Origin of the sequence: Legionella sp. PATHC032 (assembly GCF_026191185.1) — a bacterium.
Classification (GTDB): Bacteria; Pseudomonadota; Gammaproteobacteria; order Legionellales; family Legionellaceae; genus Legionella.
The window spans coordinates 41,072-58,747 of the sequence record NZ_JAPHOV010000001.1 but is presented as its reverse complement, the minus strand read 5'-3'; the positions used below and the strand labels follow the sequence as shown (position 1 = coordinate 58,747).

Here is a 17,676-nt window from a genome sequence, read left to right as displayed (position 1 = left end):
ATAAAATTATTGCAAAAGAAAAGCAATTCTATTTATAGTTTTGGGATAAATGATTTGTTGAAACAGATATGTGGCTTGACTACCTCTATAAGATTAATTCCGATCCAGACCTTTTATATCTTTTTATAAGAACTTTTATTATCTATGTTTTTGCCATTTTTATCATCCGTGTTGGCAATACCCGATACAACCTAGAAACAGCATTTGATTATATTTTTGTCTTTGTCATTGGTGCCGTATTAAGCCGTGCGATTAACGGCAACTCCACATTATTATCTGCAATGGCTGGAAGCAGTTTACTTATTTTTTTGCATTGGGTCTTTGCTATTTCCTCCTTTTACTCGCACAGCTTTGGAAAACTGGTTAAAGGAAAGTCCGTTCTATTAATACAAGATGGCCAGCTCATTTGGAGTGCTTTGAAAAGACATCAAGTGACTGAAGAAGATCTGAGGCAAGTCTGCAGGGAGAAATTAAACGAAAGCGATTTGACAAAGGTGAAAGAGGCGCGTTTGGAGAGAACAGGACGTATCAGTTTTATTACCTACAAATAATTTTGCCAGCGATTTTACTATGAGGACCTGACTATGTCATTTGATAGAAATTTTATCTTGAAAATTAAGAATACTCTTCTATTCTTTATGTAAAGCATTCTTTTTATGAAAATTAAGCAAAAATATAAATGTAGTTATTTGATTTTAAATCACTCGTTAAACGGCCTGCATGTCTTGGACAAGTTGAGGCATGCAGCGGTAAGAAAAAGGACGGGCGTTTAAAATTCAAGTGAATCATAAGCATAAAGGAGGAGTTATGTTTAATTTAAAAAGGAATTTAATCAAGTTAGGAGCTCTCAGTGTAAGCATTGCTCTATTAGCAGCATGCCATACTGTTAAAGGGACTGTAACAGGCGCTAAACAAGATATTAAAGCAACCGGAAAAGCAATATCAAGAACCATGCAATAGGGCGAAAACAATGTTGGATTATTTTAATCCAGCATTGTCCAAACTTAATAAATACCTCAGCCATACTTTCAATCGAACAAAAAGACCATTATCAAATACACTATAAAACCATAATTTAATCGATCATGGCAGTTCCTTTTTCCTTGCCTTTATAAAAATCGATTGGCAGTCACTTTCCAAATAAGTCCCAGGACAAGTAAACTGACCCCCGTTATCCATACCCCAATCGGAACCCAAAACGCTAGGAAAAGACAGGACAATAACCCTCCGATAGCGAACAGGGGTGAATACAATTGCACCTCTTTGGGCAGACGCAAGGCAGCAAGGTTGGTAATTGCGTAATAGATTAAAACTGTAAACGCACTGAATGTCCATGTTGTTTCAACACTACCAGTTAATACCAGAGCAATAATTACAACTCCAACTCCAAGGACAGCAGAAACAGGAACATGTCTTATTTCTGATACATGACAAAAAATTTTCGGTAAATCTCCTTTTCTACCCATAGCCAAAGTCACGCGAGATAACCCAAGTATTAAATTGATTAATACTCCTAACATGGCCGTGCATGCCCCAATGGAGACCAGGACATTCAATCCGGGGATACCAATGGCCCGTGCTGCGCTCTCCAAAGGGGTTGCGTTTGTTTCAGTCACTTGGGCCAGCTTTTCAACCCCAACAGCACCAATGGCAACAAGACTCACCAGGATATAAAGTATGGCGCTAACAATCAAAGTGATAATAATAGCTGCAGGAATAAATTTCCTTGGGTTTTTAACCTCTTCCGCTAATGTTGCAATTCTCCCATAACCAGTATAAGCCACAAACATTAAAGCGGTAGCATAAAAAAAATGACTTAATCCTTCCTGGTTTGATACCGGAAAGAAGGGCTTCAGATTGGCAGTTCCCGATTGCAGGAAATCAGGCGCCCCCCCTATTATAAAAACAGTTAAGGTTATTAATGTAATCATTACAATAATAATATTCACTGTATTTGTTCTTCTGAGTCCACTTAAGACTAAAAGTATTAGCATGATAGACACCGCTAAAGCGACAGGTATGACAGGCGCCGTCTCTAAACCTGAGAGGTGAATAAAATAACCTGCAAACCCAAGTGCTGCCGTTGCAGCGGAAGCACTCTTCGCGCATAAAAACATCCAACCGGCAGTAAAACCAAAAGCGGGATGTAAATAACGATATCCATATTCATAAGTGCCTCCACTAACTGCATGATTTGCAGCAAGTTGAGCGCTAGAGAACGCATTACAGGTAGCAACAAGGGCAGCCAAAGCAATAGCAAGAATGACGGACGGTCCTGTGACACCCGCTGCAATTCCGATGCTGACAAAAACACCCGTGCCAACAATAGAGCCAAGCCCCATCATTGTGGCGCCGAATAAGGTGAGCTCTCGTTTCAAAGTCTTATGCTTGATATCCATATCCATCTTTTTTATTTCCTAAAATACCTTTTCTGTTTAAACGGTATTCCTCATTAACGCATTAAGAATATTGGCTTTTTTAATATGGCCAATCGATAATTGCCTACTTTATTAAAACCAATTGCCTGGTAAGCTCGCACGGCGGCTTGATTATTAGTAAATAATACGGCTCGACTCACCCCATTTTTTTGGGCTGCATCAAGACTAAGCGCAACGACTGTTCGAGCATACCCTCGCCCCCGCAACTTAACTGGTGTCCATACTGGTCCAATTTGGACAGTATCCGATAGTCTTGCGTTAAAACCACATAACGAGACGGGATTGCCATCCTCCTCTAAAATCCAACGATCATTGCCTTCGAGAGTACTTTTAACTTCACTCTTTACTCGATCTTTTAAAGTTGAACTGTCATCTTCAGCACCTAATGCTTCGATTTGATAAGCTCTAAACCACTCATACAATATACGTTTATCACAGTGTTTAGCCTCTTTCAGTTGGTATCTGTCCGTATTACCTGGCATTGCCAGATTCTGTAAATTAAGCGCATACAACCCATCCGGATAATTCACCGAATAATCTATGTGCTCCAGTTGGAGTTGTTTTATAACCATGTCGGCTTGCTGCTCTTCACCCAGAATACCTGCAATTTCTCTGGTAGCAGTTTTTTGAAAAGTCTCCACTAGTGCTGTTAAAACATTGAAATCAGGACACTGCACAATGACATTGCCATTCCAATAATGGGCTAATACGCCGGTAATTTTTTTGATGCCATCAAATGAAGCAAAATAATCCCCATGAAAAGGTTTATCATGATAAGACAAACCGGAATGATAAAGATTGCTTCGTAAAAACATGCTCTCATCAGAGTGAGACTTTAAAAAAGTTTCCAAGGTGGTTTCGTCACCTAATCTTAATTGCCTAATATTTATCATTAGCTTTCTATTGTAAGGTTTTGATCATAGCTCCTGCTAGCCTGCTCTAATTGATCTATGTTATTGCCGCAAATATAGTTTTTTAATAAGTTAAATTTAGCTTCACTCCAGGAATAAATACCTAAGGCCAGAATTCGTTCAATCACATTCTCTTCAAATCTTTTTTTAACTAGTTTCGCAGGATTTCCAGCGACAATGCTATAGGGTTCCACATTTTTGGTTACAATACTGTTTGCCGCCACTATAGCTCCTTCGCCAATAGTAACACCAGGCATAATAACAGCACGCATCCCAATCCAGACACCATCATCAATAATACTATCGCCTTTGCCCTGATAAGCATCTACATATTTGTCTGCAAATGGATACAAACAAAACCAGTCCGCCCGATGATTATGGTTTCCACCCAACAGGATTATCGCTTCAGCAGCAATACAGACATAATCACCGATATATAATTGATCAATCTGCCATTGTGGTTGCCAGGTTTTTAAACTGTATTCATCTCCATAAAGATATCGAACGACGGTTTCTTCAAAACTTCCAGTCCAGGCATCGCTATAATAGCTGTGTTTACCCTTGATATGAATGTTTGGATTTTTTACGCTTTGATGTAGATACTCGATTTTAGACCAGTGTTTTTCATCAGTGGGTTTCATGCCTTGCTCATTTAGGAAGTTAAATGAGCTCATTGTATATTATTATACTGATAACTTTCTAATGTTTCATTAAGTGTCTCTCTATCCAATCAATGACATGAGAGAAGTCATCTGAATTACCCTAACACACTATTTGCAAACCTGAGCTTGCATTCCATCTCTTCTCTTGTTTATTAGCTCATTGAGAAAGACGAGGACTTGATGTATTGCCAGCTCTCGCAAGTTCTAATAGGAATCATTTGATGACTCTGCAGAAAAGCACTAACATCCTTGATGGCTGCATCACCCTGATTGATGGTAACCCCAGGAATCTTTGCAAGTTGTTCAAGCAAGTAATCCGCCGGGTATTTTTGGGTTGTTCCCGCAAGTTTTGAAGTCCAAATGGCTAGGTTATGTTCCGGATAGTAATACCAAACAAAAGGATGAGTGTCACAAAATATATCTGTGAAACAAATTTCCCTTACCGCTGTTTTATTTGTAGAAGTACTTACAGGAAGCACGCTTAATGTTCCTCCTGCTTTTTCTTCGTTATTTTTTTTATTTTTTTTGGCAAAGAAAGGAAAACAGTTCATCATCTATTCCTTGTTCTGGCACCTCAATTCCTATTAGTCAGATAAACATAACACATCTGGAACAACTACTACAATTGATCACCTATCTGAGCTAGAATCACCAAGCCATGAGCAATAAAACCGTTTATTTATAAACAAACCAGGAATTGTCTTTCTTGGTTTGAGCGAGACTAAAAATTCAATTTATTTTCTTAATCAAGGATAAGATTTATGAAGCCAACTAACAACATGCGGAAAAAAGAGACTAACGAGCCGGATTTAGAACAAAAACAAAAGGGAAAAAAAAGAGACAATGCCCCCGACTTTATTCCTGGCGCCTCACCCTATTATAATCTTTATTGTTTTTTTTATAGACTTTGCCATGGTGAAGAGACACCCAAACAACATCAACCTGCTACTTCCTTTCAGCATGGGAAATAAACTTCTTTTGACATGATTAGAAGATGCCGGGATTTGATAAGAATCTATATTCAGGGAACCATAAGTTATGACTCCCGGAAATAAGTCTTTAAAAAAAACCGGCTATATTTTTAACTAAAGCCCACATGCTAAAGCAACTAATAAAACTCAACCATTCCAAAAGTTATTGCAACTACTATCGTAATTAGCGGAAATTTGAAATAGACAAATTGTAGCTTGCCAAAAAAATGGATTAATTTATTTATATTTAATTCAGTCCAATTTGTTTTTGTTCGGATTCCGAGAGTTAATTTATTGGTATCATCTTTATTCCAAAGAGGCTCTGCATGAGTATGAAATAAATAGTCCCATAACGTTAATCCTGAAGTATAATTTCTTCTGCATTCATCTTGAGTATGATGCAACACATGATATCTCGGAGTAATAATTATTCGAGATAGTGCTCGCTCAAGTTTAATATTCAGACCAATGTTGCTGTGTCCCCAGAATACTAGAACCGCTTGAATAAAATCGGAGATTAGTAAGACAAAGAAATAAGGACCTAACAACATAATCAAAACTATTTTTAAAACATTGAATAAAACATATTCAAAGGGATGAAATCTAAAACTTGTTGTTACGTTAAGCGATTTGTCGGAATGATGTATTTTATGAAAATACCATAAGGAAGTAGCATGACTTAGGCGATGAAATAAGTACACGAACAAATCATACATTATGAACCATAAAATAAAGGCAAGCCAAAAGGGCATCTTCAGCACATTAAATAATCCTATTTGATAATATTCACAACAGGCCGCCACAGTTAAAGTGCTAAGAGGAAAAGCAACTATAATATTAACCACTCCCAGACACCAATTACTGATTCTACGCTTTCGAATTCCTGCTTTGCCTAAATGATGATAACTAAAGAAATATTCAAGAAGTACCATCAAACCAACAAGTGTAAAAAATAAAAAAGCTCTGGTAATGGCATAAAAATCTAAATCTAAAGAATCCATAACAAAACCTTAATAAATCTGGTTAAACACAAAGAAAAACAAGCCATCCCCTTGGTGCTTATTCCTTAGCTTATTAAGTTATGTTAATTATCTTGACTAGAATAGTGTGTTTGTGCATCCCACTACATGTGGATAATTATAGCACAAAAAGCCAATAATATTGGGGAAAAGAAAGCCAAGCGAGCAAGAACAGTAAATTTTTAATACTATCTGTACTTGTTTAACTATCTACATTACAATCTTGCACTCAGGTTATTTTTAAATAGCCTGAATAGCGTCAGTTTTATGTATGTAATGCGGTTGTATTTTTATAAGGATAATAATCTATGAAACGAGTACATCATCACCCTGCAACACACTCTCACCCATCAAATGCTACTGTTCAAGTCAGCAATGGACAACAAACTGTAGTTGTTAATCCAAACCCACCTTATTTTCCAAGCCAACCGCCCATGTACCACCCCAATAGTTTTTTTACAACGCATCATCACTCACCCTATTACGCTTCTCAGAATCAGCATTATCACCAGCAACCAGCACCCAATACTCATCAACACCCATAAATGGTGGTAACTGTTAACAAACAGACTATTACTCTTTAAGAATTTAGACTGAAAAATAAGTAATAACTGGCTTCTCTGGTTATTACTTATTTTGCTCTCGCGTTTTTTTGACAAAGCCCTTTATAGAAAGATCGGTTTCTATTATTCTGGAAAAACAAAACAATCAAATGGACTGCCATGATTAGCTATTTATTTTCAGAAGTACATTTCACTCATGCTCTAAAGAAAGTACTTGGAATTAGCGTTTTGGTTGGTGTTTACAGCGCCATTATTTATTTTTGGTTTGAGCAAGATAACTTGCATTCCAGTAACTGGCTATCCTATTCGCAAAGTGTATTTGGTATCATTTTAGGTTTGCTTTTGGTTTTTAGAAGCAATCGGGCTTATGAACGTTGGTGGGAAGCGAGAACCCTGTGGGGTCAATTAGTCAATGCCAGTCGTAATTTAGCAATAAAAATCAGGGTATTGTTATCACCCAATATCGATGAGGCTAAAAAATTCTCTGGACTCATCAATACGTTTTGTGAAGTATTGGCCATCCATTTGAGGCAAAAAAGTACTCGGGATGATTTTAAAAATTTTTTAAAAATGGCAAGTCTTCCCAGTCATGTGCCGTCTTATGTTGCACAAGAACTGTATCGTGAGCTTTCTGACAAGACCAAAGCATCGAAAAGATTGAATCTATGGTTATTGGATAACGAATTTAGCAAATTTATGGATATTTGCGGCGGTTGCGAGCGCATTAAAAATACATTTATCTCGCTTTCATTTCGGGTTTTTGTAAAGCATGTATTCATTATTTTTATCCTTTTTTTACCTTGCAGCCTAATCGATACGCTTGGAGTTTGGGCAATACCTGCTACCATTATTATTACCTATTTAATCATCGCCATAGAGGGAATTGCTCGAAATTTAGAAGAACCATTTGGCTTAACAGAAGATCACTTAAACCTTGGTTCAATAACAGAAAGTATCAGAGAGAGTGTCAATGAAGTCTTATTAGGACAGAACTCCAATGAAGAATCTGGACTTGAAAACCGTCCTTGAGTATTCTTAGAATTCAATTTAATTGAACATAGTTTATGCTTAATAAAAATTTCTACTTAAATGAGGAGTCATTACAATGGAATGTAAATGCAATCAATGTGGTATGGGCGTAAAAAATTTAACCTGCAGTAAGTGTGACGCATTGTTGGTTAGTGGCACTCTAGTTAAAAATGATGGGAACAAGGTTCATGTAGCAAAATGCCCCAATGGATGCGGTCAAATCAAATCTCCTGTTTGCTGCGGTCACGATATGGTGTGCTCAGTTTGATTATTTAAATTAAAATCAGTTAAGGATAGAAAACCTCAAATATCAGCAATTGAGGTCTTATCCATAACTGAGATTAAGAGGCATTTGTGAGTTCATCTGAAGGATGTACTTTAAAGCCCAGGAGCACGATATTAACGTTCGGCTTATAGCGCCCTCTCAACGTATCTTCGGATAAAGGTTCCATTTGAACTCCAGTAACACTGTTATATTGTGTGAATTGATAAGTTAAAAGTAAGTCTATACTACGAGTCAGCTTCGTTATTGAACCCGCCTTAATACTTACCCCAGTTAGCCATTCATTCAAACTATCACTGACCCCTACGTTTCCAGCAGTATTACTAAAAGCAATATTAAATCGGCTTGATGACACGCCTGGGCCTATAAAAAATTGAACCATATCATTTAAATGATAGGTGGGTAATAAAAATAATGAATATCCTGATTTTAATTGCTCTTCTGCATATACATCCTCATTAAAATACCATTCAGTAATTCTATGTTTTGCCTTACCCGTAAACAGGTCGATATTTGCTTCAACTGCAGCAGATATTTTTGAAGTAAGAGAAAAATCATAACCTGCAATCAGTTGTCCATGAAAATCAGTATAAGAACTATTGAAACTAGAAGTTGTTGGCACAGGATCTTCCAGCGGGTAGACCAGATCTTTATTTATCTTAACAGCATTAATTCCCAAATTAATTCCAGAATACAAACTGGCATGAGATTCCAGTGATAAAGTACAAAAAACTAAAAAAAATATGGAATATCTATTCATATTGAGCCCTTTTTATAAAATACTGGGGATAGTAATTGCATTCGAAGTTCTACTAACACCGTTTTCATCCGTTGCGGTAATGGTCACATTACGCACTCTTTTCGGTGTATTAATATTCTCAATGACAAATCGTCGATTATTTGCATCAAATCTTACTGTTGCACCAGGGGGCAATCCATTCACTGTATACACATCATTGCTAGTCGGAATGCAATTTGCAAAGAGAACAAAAGCCTCTGAAGTATCCATAGGGTTTCGATCAGCGCGCGTTAACTCTGGCGGCCGAGGTGGAACTGAAGAAATTGTCACATTGTTTTTGGAAACATTAAAAAAAGTCCCATTTGATGCTTGCACCATAATCCTTGCTGTTGACGTGTTCAGGTTAGGAACACAGATTACCTCACTTCCTATATTGTTGACATTTGACAAGAGGGTAAAAGGGAAAGTTTGCCCTCCATCTATTGATAATAGAATGTTTACAAATCGGGCATTTATTGGAGAAAGGTTAGTATTGGCTACATCCCAAGTTACTGTCCTTGGTGAGATACCTGTCCATATAATACCTGACTCGGTAGGATTCGTCACTACAAAAGGTCCAGCCTTACTTTCTACAGATACGGTAGTATCAGTATAAGCATTGCAAGAACCTCCGGGAGTATTCCTGCGTACGGTTACCCTGAACTTCAGGGTACGAGAGACTGAAGGTAAAACTTCCCAGGTAAAGGGACCATTATTAGCCAAGGCATTTAAATTAGGGAAAAAACGTGTCCCCGATACTTGAGGAGAGAAACTTCTAAAATTTGGCCCTCCTCGTGAGGTACTGACAGGAGGCTGCTGTGATGCTTCATTATTCTGTTGCTCCCATGTAAAAGTTAATACCTCATTACCTCCACTTTTAGTTGCTGTAGCAGTTAGAGCAAAAGGCGTTTGTGCTGGTATTTTAACCCCACCATTCGTTCCTTGAATCATTGGAGCAGAGGGTATTGATGTTTTTACGGGACAAGTATGGGTTGCATCAGAAACAAAATTCCCCATTTCTTGCAAACTAATACCATTAAAATAGGGGTCAGAATCATCTTGCACATTAGGTTCGCAAATTCCAGCATAACTCATAATCGTACTGCCGCTTCCAGGCTCTACAGCGGTAGGATTATTTCTTTGACAATTATTGTTTTGTACATGATTTGCACCAAATTGATGTCCTATTTCATGGGCAACATACCCCACATCAAATGGGTCTCCAACAGGATTGCTGTGGCCAGTTACTCCCATCGCCTTTTCACCGTTGATACACACGCTTGGCGTTTGAGCCAATCCACTACCAGCAGCGTCAACCACATGACCTATATCGTAATTAGCTGATCCAATCACTGCATCAACATTAGCTTGATTTTCGTTAATCATTTTATCAGGATCCCCGCTGGTATAGGGCTGATTATTCGGGTCCGTATAAATAATCAAATTGTTATTGGCAATAATTTGCATCGTGATTGCCATATCGATTTCATAGATACCGTTGACCCTATTGACGGTAGTTGTCTCTGCAGCAAGTGCCTGAGCTACTGTACCCCCATGAAATTGGGTATATTGTGCCGTTGCCGCCAATGCAAGACGATATTTTTTTAATACACAGGGGTTAAAATCAGTGAAATCTCTTTTTGAAGCGGCATTTATAAGAGCTTGATTTTGACTGTTGACACCGCATTTCATTCTTTTGGAAGTAATGAAATCTTTTTTGTAATAAATCATGTAGTACTGCGTATTACCCTTTATTAAAGGATCAATGAAGACAGTATCTTTGCCCGGACTTAAAATCATGGCATGAAAACCTTGTGGCGTCAGATCAAATTTTGCTAATTCCCCTGGATTATCAATTCCATAGGCGTCATATGTTTTAATTTCTGGAAATTTTATGCTTAATTCGGGAGCTAAAGTGCTATTTTCCATCACTTGATAACGTTTTACAGTTCCATCCGGCTGAGGAAGTTCGAACTGAATGGTTGTGCCTGTGCTAATATCATCACGATGAGGCGCATTTTCCAATTCTGCATAAAGTTGGTTAATATCGATATCAACAACACGATATCGGCTTGCTTGAATATTCGCTTTTCCTTCTGAAATTGCGATGGAAGAATTAACCTCCTTAAAAAAATGAGTGACAACCTTCTCTTGTGCTAAAACAACTGAACAAAGCAGCATTAGAAATGCTGTAAGAAACATCCTTATCATTGTAAAACCCATCAAGTTGAGTAAAACCAATTATCACGAGAACAATAAGTTCAATTAAAATTGAAAAAATTATTTTTATTTTTTAAAAAATATCTATAAAAATTCTTTTGCAGCTTATAATACTCATTTTTTCAATGAAATAAAGCCCACACTCCCATAGAAGAAGTGCATTTTCATTGTATAAACACAGCCTGTTAAGTAAAAAATGGACCCTATAACTCACGGTGCTTTAGGCGCTGCTTGCGCACAAGCGGCTTTTGGAAAATATGACAAAAGAATTCCCTGGCAAGCAGGTGCTTTAGCTGGAATGGCTCCGGATTTGGATGTTTTTATTCGTTTTAGCCAAGAACCATTGAGTCTTGAGCAATGGCACCGTTACCTTACGCATTCCTTAATGTTTATCCCAATTGGAGGCCTGATAGTTGCATTGTTTCTATTATGTTTTTCACAATATAGAAAATATTGGAAAGTAACGATTGGAGCCTCCCTCGTTGGTTATGCAACTCATTGTTTATTGGATTCATTGACTTCTTACGGTACCGTTTTATTTTGGCCCTGGAGCGATAGTCGTATTAGTTGGGATGTTATTTCCATTATTGATCCTGCATTCACCTTGCCGCTACTGCTAGGAACAGCCTGGTCAGTCATCTATCAAAATCAAAAGGCAGTAACAGCAAGCTTATTTTTCTGCATTTTTTTTCTGATTTTTAATACGATATTACATAACAGAGCTATCGATGGCATGCATCAATACGCCACGACTAATAGTCTCAAATTAAACCATACACGTGCTCTGCCTAAATTAGCCAGCTCTGCTTATTGGCGCATCATCGCCAAACAGCAAGATTGTTTAATTATCGCAGAAGCAAAAACCTCTCTTTTCTATCCAACCACAATCAGGCTGATTCGACAGGCTTTAAGCTTTAATGAATCAATGATTCCTTTCACTTTGTCATCCGGACAAAAAAATGATTTGGTTACATTTCAGTGGTTTACTGATGGATTTCTAATTGTTGCCAATAAAAATCCATTAATCCTCGCGGACGCGAGATATACGATAGATGACAACCCCATATTCTCACTCTGGGGAATAGAGATATTGCCAGGGCAAGAGCATATTAATAAATTAAGTTTGCCTAAAATCAATGAATATTGTAAATCGCCAGATAACGAAAACAATAAGGAGGACAGACCAAACTAGAAACAATTCCAATTAATAAACTTATTTTTTAGCTTTTTCAAAAACAACATAAGAATCATAAATAAATAAAGATTTAAATTTATCCCAAAATTGTTTGCCACAAATAAAGAAGCTTAAAGCAAACATCGTAGTCCATATGATTTCTATCCAATAATAATAACGTCCATAAGCTAAGGTAATTTCTTTTACAAAGACCTCCAACAACCCTATAACCAGTGGGAAGGCAAAGAAAACCAAACCTAAACGATAACGAGCTCTCGAGACTTTTTCCTTAAAAAGAATATTTTTAATTTTTTGCTCGATATGGCCATACACTTCTTTTCCAAGTAAAGCGATAGCTAAGACAATTAAAATTTCTGGGAGACCAAACACCAATATTGAAGATAGAAAACTCTTTATCAGCACCGAGAAATTGGATTGCACAATTAACGGGATCAGCAAAGGACAAACTACCGCCAAAATTAAAAGAATAATACCCAGATAAAAACAGAACCGAAATTTCAAGATGGCTACTCACACTATTTATCTCACTTATCAATAGTAATCCAGAAAAAGATTGAATATCTACAAAATGAATAATTAATTCCTGCAATTTTTTCATCCATTTTCTCCCCATAACCACCAGACACCATGAAATTGGACTCTATGATTTTTACAGATCTTTTGTCGTATTTATTTTACAAAATGTCATTTTATTGTTATCAAAACAATCCTTTTTGTTTATAATATTGACAATTTATTTAAGGAATGATTATGGCTGCAACAAGTCTCCATATTGAAACAATCACATTTACCGACTGGTTCCTCGCTATCATTAACACGCCAGGCATTCGCATCGATGAAATTGAAACAAGAGCAGCTGAAGGCTTTAAGAGAGAATTGACAGAACGGCAGTTTCAACAATTAACCGAATTAATCCATTTAATTAGTTTCATTAAGCACAGGAACTTCTCCAATCCTACCTTGGCTCTCCGTATATATGTTGATGAAAATACAAGCTCTCTATCAAGAACCGCATTGGTTGAAGCAGTCAGGATGCTTCCGCCTGGAGATAATAAAACCTATGAGTTGGTAACCTATTTGGCTCAAAAAAACAAACTGGAACGATATACAAACATAACGAAAGTCCCTCCTCTGCAAATTTATCAGGGGGATGGCGTATTTGAGCAATACGATGAATGGATTCTTCTTTTTGAACTGTTCGGATTAACCCAGGCAACGCCCAGCGAGTTAATCCCTGCTATTGCTCATTTATTAATTAGCAACAATCTTGGTATCCCAGAGCTTAAAGCACTTTCAAAATTCATGAGCACTACGGATAAATTAGGTATATTAAGCCAGGGTTTTATGGAAAAAATCACTCCTCATTTGTGTAATGAGCAAATTATAGAAAAATACGAGTCATTCTTGCTTAAATTACAAATTAACGACTTGTTAACCAAGGAAATTCTAGAAACAATCTATCCACTATTCAAACAACTAGATGCTCTTAATGCTTTTTTTTCTCTCTATCAGGAAGAACTATTGCACAGCCGCGCTCTGTATTTCCTGAGAGAAACTTTGCCATTCTTTTGCGAAATGAGCCTCTCCAGTAAAGAAAGTTATGACGACCAGGTACCAACAAACACGCCTTTGCATCTGGCCGTTATTGAGGGTAACAAAGCGAATCTGGAACGAACGTTAACCTTTGCCAATCGCAATTTACTAATAAAATGCTCTTATGAAAATACAGCACTTTTATTAGCTTGCAAACTTGCTGACAAAGAGGCAGCCCGATTGATTTTGGCGAAAATGCAAGAATTAGGTTGTGATGTCAATCAAAGAGATCATCATGGCATGACCGCCTTGCACTGGGCTAATTTTTATCATTTTGATGAGCTAATCAGGGAGCTGGAGATTGCTGGGGCGGATCCCCAATTAAAAGCAGCCAATGGGAAAAACTGTGCATATTTCTATCAACATCAATTCACTATGAACGATTTAAAATTAAATGGCAAAGAAATCATTGATGGTGAATTCAAATTAAGTAATTGTGCGCTAACTGATATTGCTTTCCATATGGATAAAATAGCCTTGAATTTAAAATTAACAACACCATTAGAGATTGCAGAACTGTACGCAAGGGATGAAATGGCCCAAATTCGTTCAAGCAACCGGTTCTATTTGTTTTTTAAATTATTCCGGCCAAAATTAATTGCCTGGTTAGACAAACAAAATGAGCTGGAACAGCAAACTATTCATCATGTATCGGCCCACAGTTGATCCGTGTGGCATCATCAACTTTATCAATTAGCAGGCATTGCAATCTGCCTTAATTTTCTTATGGGTAAGGTAGATTGTCTCAAAATAGTTTAAAAAACGACCTTTATGGCCTTTTATTTTGCTAAAATGAAGCTAAAATAATAAATAACTATATAAAAAGGATCTTTAAATGGTTCGCCTCAGAATTTATTTATGTTCTTTGCTACTGGTTATTCCCTTTTATAAAGGGTATGCCCTGACTTTAACCATAGGTACCTTGTCTTATAATCCTCCTTTTGAAATTCAGGTCAACAATTCTTCCAAGAAAAATGAGTTTTATGGTTTTGAAATTGAACTCATGGATGAGATTTGCAAACGCATCAATGCAAAATGCCAATACAAGCCATTATTATTTGAACAAATTTTATCGGAAGTTAATTCCGGCGCAATCAATTTAGGCATTGGAAGCATTAATATTACGCCTGAAAGAAGTGAGCGATTTTTATTCAGCCTTCCCTACAAAGCCAGCTATCACCAGTTTCTTGTGCCATCTAACTCGAATATAAAAAAAATTGAGGATCTTAAAGGAAAGACTATAGGAATTCATTTAGGTTCACCTACTGCCGATTATTTAACGGTCTATTTTGACAATAATATTCAGTTTAAATATTATCAAACATTCATGGATTTGCTTAATGGACTGACTGATCCACAAGTTAGCGCGATAGTAACGAATAGCGATCAAGCGCAATACTGGGTGTCCAATACACCTGACTGTAAGTTATTGGGAGACAGTTTTCCTTTTGGAATAGGATTTGCGGTTGTCGCCAGATTAGATCAAGCTGCACTTATTGAAAAAATTAATCAAGCATTAATTGCTATTGAAAATGATGGAACCTACATTAAAATATATAATCTTTACTTTCAGCCTTAAATACCATTTAAACAGAGAAATGACCCAAATGCTTAATAAATCTATTGATTTTGGCCTATAATCTGGGAAACAATAAAAAGGCAATATCATTCCATCAATATTATAAAAGATATGACTCTCAGCTATTTTATAAAAAAATGGAACGCTAAAATAAAAAAACCTATTGGCAAGAGCTCCTCAAACCTCATGCACTATAACCTTACAAGTCGTTTAAAACAATGAACTACCAGCATTCCTTTAGTTTAAAGAAAAAATTTCTGTCCGCTTTTTCTATTTTGTTTATTGTACAAATGTCCACTTTTGCTCCTGTCAGAGCATCAACAAGAGATACTCAATTATGGACTCTTATGAACGCGGTAGGGCCAATCAACAAACAGCATCGCAAAATACGTTATTGGCTCGAAATACAAGAAAGGATTGGTGAAAATATTTCACAACTCTCTCAACAGCTATTACGCCCAGGCTTGGGATACGAACTCTGGCCTACTACATCCATCTGGCTCGGATATGATAGAGTCTATACAGCGCAACCATTTGCCAACCCTCCTGTAAATGAAAATCGAATTTGGCAACAGTTATTGTGGAGCAAGGAGTATACTCGCTTCAGGCTTACGGCCCGTTCGCGTTTGGAAGAACGCTTCATCCAAAGAGCTATTCATACCGCCTGGCGTTATAGACAATTACTTAAAACCAGTATTTTTATCCCCAAACATCCTAAATACGCAGCAGTGATTACTGATGAAGTTTTTTTTCACCTGAATGATTTTAATCTTCAACCTAATCAAGGCTTTGATCAAAACCGTTTATTTCTTGGCTTAGGTTATAGAACCAGTAAAAACAGCACGATAGAAATTGGGTATCTCAATCAAATGATTAAGCGAGTAAATAGCCCTGACTATCGTGGAGACTATTTATCTATGGCTCTATTATTAACAGAATAAGGAAACAGCCGTCCCCCGCAAACTATTGAGTTCCAGGTAGGGGGCTGATCTCTTGCAATTAAGAAGAACAAACTGCTTGTAATTCTTGATTACCCAAGTTAATCAGATTAATCTGAGTCCCTGATTCTGCGCTAACCGAGATGCTGCTATTATTTTTTATTGCAATAGAAGTTCCCTGACCAGTTGAAAGACTTTTACCATTTACTTTACCATTGTTCTTTAAAACGATGATTTTTATTTTACCATTAATCTGCGTGCTGCTCTGCACGTTACAGGTCGCATTCAAAGTCCATAAAGTACTATTTTTTAGCGTCTTGGTTTCATTAGGGCTAAGTCGTATCGTTTTTTGAGCATAAGTTGGGAAGCTTAATAAACCAATTGAAATACATATCAACAAAGCAAAAAATTTAGGCATGCTACTTTCCTTCTCCAGGATCCAGGATCTGATTATTTTGTTACAATATGTGTATATTATATGCAGATTTACTTAAGATTTTATTAAGGGCTTTTATAATTTTTTGGAGTATCCAATTAAGCAATCAACTCTCATGGATAAATTGATTTAATTGATTGGCGATCTTTTCCTTTTTAGCAAAAGAAGAATCATAGATTGTTACTAAAGGAAGAGGCGGTTTATCCTTTAGAGTGATGGCAAGTCTATAAGTTTTCGCGCCTCTGCTCCCAATAGACTCTTCGACTATAATTTTATCTACATCAAAAAACGATAATTTGGTTTCCTCTGTCTTAAATAATCCCTTTCTTTTGATTACAATTGTTTTTAATATTCTGTCAAAATCAATGATAGCCCCTCTAACGGTAAGCAACAGAGCACCTACCAATAGAAAAAAACCGGATAACCCATACATCCACCACGAGGCTGGGTAACTCACTTTAAAAGTCGTTTCCAAACTATTGCTTATATAGTTGTTAATCCTATTCGCAACAATGTCTTTGTCGCTTCGACCACTGGAACTACTCCCCGTAAGGTTGACTGAACCTTTATCCGTTAACAAATCCACATAATAAAGCGTATTTCCTTTGCTTGAACGACTGCTTTTAACTACGGCTGCCTTTAAATCCCCCAAGTCGGTACTGGAATGATATAAATCATAAATATTGCTTTGTAAAACACACTCCTTAGCCAAATGATACTCTTTGTTTTTGCAAACGAGAGTGTACTCCATCATTAGAATAAGGATTGTAAAAAGACTTGCTACAAGAAACAAAACTGCGAATAGATATATAGGCCACATGCTGATGATGAGGCGCATCTTATTTGTGCTGATAGAGTGTAGCTTCATTTCGTATTATTGCTAATGACCTATTTTAAATATAGCAACTACTTTCGATTATATGTAATGGTAAGCAAGATTGATTGGCATCAAAATCACTCCATAATGGACAAAACAAAACCACAAAAGATCTATTTTTACACCAAATGCCGTTTTTTATCACAAATAAATCTTGCTTTTAAAAGAAATATGATATTCTTTC

General features: G+C 36.8%; 19 protein-coding genes. 9 read left to right on the top strand and 10 right to left on the bottom strand.

Translation table 11 applies throughout. From position 1 onward, the window contains the following. Positions 1–68: 68 nt before the first annotated feature. Positions 69–551, top strand: coding sequence for a DUF421 domain-containing protein (locus tag OQJ02_RS00260; RefSeq protein WP_265717353.1), 483 nt, complete (start codon positions 69–71; stop codon positions 549–551). Between the two features lie 256 nt (positions 552–807). Further along, on the top strand, positions 808–960 hold the full coding sequence (locus tag OQJ02_RS00255; protein WP_165481399.1) for a hypothetical protein: 153 nt from the start codon (positions 808–810) through the stop codon (positions 958–960). A 149-nt stretch (positions 961–1,109) separates the two neighbouring features. On the opposite strand, the gene OQJ02_RS00250 is transcribed toward OQJ02_RS00255, so the two are convergent. From OQJ02_RS00250 to OQJ02_RS00235, 4 genes are all read right to left on the bottom strand, one after another. Beyond that, positions 1,110–2,405 carry an APC family permease gene (locus OQJ02_RS00250; protein WP_265717352.1) on the bottom strand — a complete coding sequence of 432 codons (1,296 nt, stop codon included), beginning with the start codon at positions 2,403–2,405 and terminating at the stop codon, positions 1,110–1,112. 47 nt (positions 2,406–2,452) lie between these two features. Then, complete coding sequence (locus OQJ02_RS00245) at positions 2,453–3,331, bottom strand: GNAT family N-acetyltransferase (RefSeq protein ID WP_265717351.1); 879 nt, start codon at positions 3,329–3,331, stop codon at positions 2,453–2,455. After that, positions 3,331–3,990, bottom strand: a complete 660-nt coding sequence (locus tag OQJ02_RS00240) for a CatB-related O-acetyltransferase (protein ID WP_265717350.1) — start codon at positions 3,988–3,990, stop codon at positions 3,331–3,333. The genes OQJ02_RS00245 and OQJ02_RS00240 overlap by 1 nt, the downstream gene beginning before the upstream one ends. A 173-nt stretch (positions 3,991–4,163) precedes the next feature. Further along, positions 4,164–4,562 carry a hypothetical protein gene (locus OQJ02_RS00235; RefSeq protein WP_265717349.1) on the bottom strand — a complete coding sequence of 133 codons (399 nt, stop codon included), beginning with the start codon at positions 4,560–4,562 and terminating at the stop codon, positions 4,164–4,166. A 210-nt stretch (positions 4,563–4,772) separates the two neighbouring features. Here OQJ02_RS00235 and OQJ02_RS00230 point away from each other — a divergent pair, with 210 nt between their 5' ends. After that, on the top strand, positions 4,773–4,982 hold the full coding sequence (locus OQJ02_RS00230) for a hypothetical protein (protein WP_265717348.1): 210 nt from the start codon (positions 4,773–4,775) through the stop codon (positions 4,980–4,982). Between the two features lie 137 nt (positions 4,983–5,119). On the opposite strand, the gene OQJ02_RS00225 is transcribed toward OQJ02_RS00230, so the two are convergent. Beyond that, a complete protein-coding gene (locus OQJ02_RS00225) occupies positions 5,120–5,983 on the bottom strand; it encodes a sterol desaturase family protein (RefSeq protein ID WP_265717347.1) in 864 nt (287 codons plus the stop codon). Between the two features lie 326 nt (positions 5,984–6,309). Here OQJ02_RS00225 and OQJ02_RS00220 point away from each other — a divergent pair, with 326 nt between their 5' ends. After that, positions 6,310–6,546, top strand: coding sequence for a hypothetical protein (locus tag OQJ02_RS00220; protein WP_265717346.1), 237 nt, complete (start codon positions 6,310–6,312; stop codon positions 6,544–6,546). A 177-nt stretch (positions 6,547–6,723) separates the two neighbouring features. Then, positions 6,724–7,593, top strand: coding sequence for a bestrophin family protein (locus OQJ02_RS00215; RefSeq protein WP_265717345.1), 870 nt, complete (start codon positions 6,724–6,726; stop codon positions 7,591–7,593). A gap of 341 nt (positions 7,594–7,934) precedes the next feature. On the opposite strand, the gene OQJ02_RS00210 is transcribed toward OQJ02_RS00215, so the two are convergent. Together OQJ02_RS00210 and OQJ02_RS00205 are read right to left on the bottom strand one after the other, a co-directional pair. Beyond that, a complete protein-coding gene (locus OQJ02_RS00210) occupies positions 7,935–8,636 on the bottom strand; it encodes a porin family protein (RefSeq protein ID WP_265717344.1) in 702 nt (233 codons plus the stop codon). A 12-nt stretch (positions 8,637–8,648) separates the two neighbouring features. Continuing rightward, complete coding sequence (locus OQJ02_RS00205; protein ID WP_265717343.1) at positions 8,649–10,865, bottom strand: reprolysin-like metallopeptidase; 2,217 nt, start codon at positions 10,863–10,865, stop codon at positions 8,649–8,651. A 205-nt stretch (positions 10,866–11,070) separates the two neighbouring features. Here OQJ02_RS00205 and OQJ02_RS00200 point away from each other — a divergent pair, with 205 nt between their 5' ends. Further along, positions 11,071–12,066 (top strand): metal-dependent hydrolase, encoded by a 996-nt coding sequence (locus OQJ02_RS00200; protein WP_265717342.1) that lies wholly within the window; start codon positions 11,071–11,073, stop codon positions 12,064–12,066. 21 nt (positions 12,067–12,087) lie between these two features. Here OQJ02_RS00200 and OQJ02_RS00195 read toward each other — a convergent pair whose 3' ends face one another. Then, positions 12,088–12,507, bottom strand: a complete 420-nt coding sequence (locus OQJ02_RS00195; RefSeq protein WP_265719774.1) for a transporter suffix domain-containing protein — start codon at positions 12,505–12,507, stop codon at positions 12,088–12,090. Between the two features lie 306 nt (positions 12,508–12,813). Here OQJ02_RS00195 and ankQ point away from each other — a divergent pair, with 306 nt between their 5' ends. The 3 genes from ankQ (at position 12,814) to OQJ02_RS00180 (ending at position 16,182) form a co-directional block, all read left to right on the top strand. Then, complete coding sequence (ankQ, locus tag OQJ02_RS00190) at positions 12,814–14,328, top strand: Dot/Icm T4SS effector AnkQ/LegA10 (protein WP_265717341.1); 1,515 nt, start codon at positions 12,814–12,816, stop codon at positions 14,326–14,328. A 169-nt stretch (positions 14,329–14,497) separates the two neighbouring features. Then, positions 14,498–15,241: a transporter substrate-binding domain-containing protein gene (locus OQJ02_RS00185; protein WP_265717340.1), complete on the top strand. Its 744-nt coding sequence runs from the start codon at positions 14,498–14,500 to the stop codon at positions 15,239–15,241. A gap of 218 nt (positions 15,242–15,459) precedes the next feature. Beyond that, the gene (locus OQJ02_RS00180) at positions 15,460–16,182 is read left to right on the top strand and encodes a DUF2490 domain-containing protein (protein WP_265717339.1); all 723 of its coding nucleotides are present in this window, start codon (positions 15,460–15,462) and stop codon (positions 16,180–16,182) included. Positions 16,183–16,240: 58 nt separating this feature from the next. Here the strand turns inward: OQJ02_RS00180 and OQJ02_RS00175 are convergent, their stop codons facing one another. Next, a complete protein-coding gene (locus tag OQJ02_RS00175; RefSeq protein ID WP_265717338.1) occupies positions 16,241–16,597 on the bottom strand; it encodes a hypothetical protein in 357 nt (118 codons plus the stop codon). Between the two features lie 124 nt (positions 16,598–16,721). Continuing rightward, positions 16,722–17,483: a hypothetical protein gene (locus tag OQJ02_RS00170; RefSeq protein WP_265717337.1), complete on the bottom strand. Its 762-nt coding sequence runs from the start codon at positions 17,481–17,483 to the stop codon at positions 16,722–16,724. Positions 17,484–17,676 lie beyond the last annotated feature (193 nt).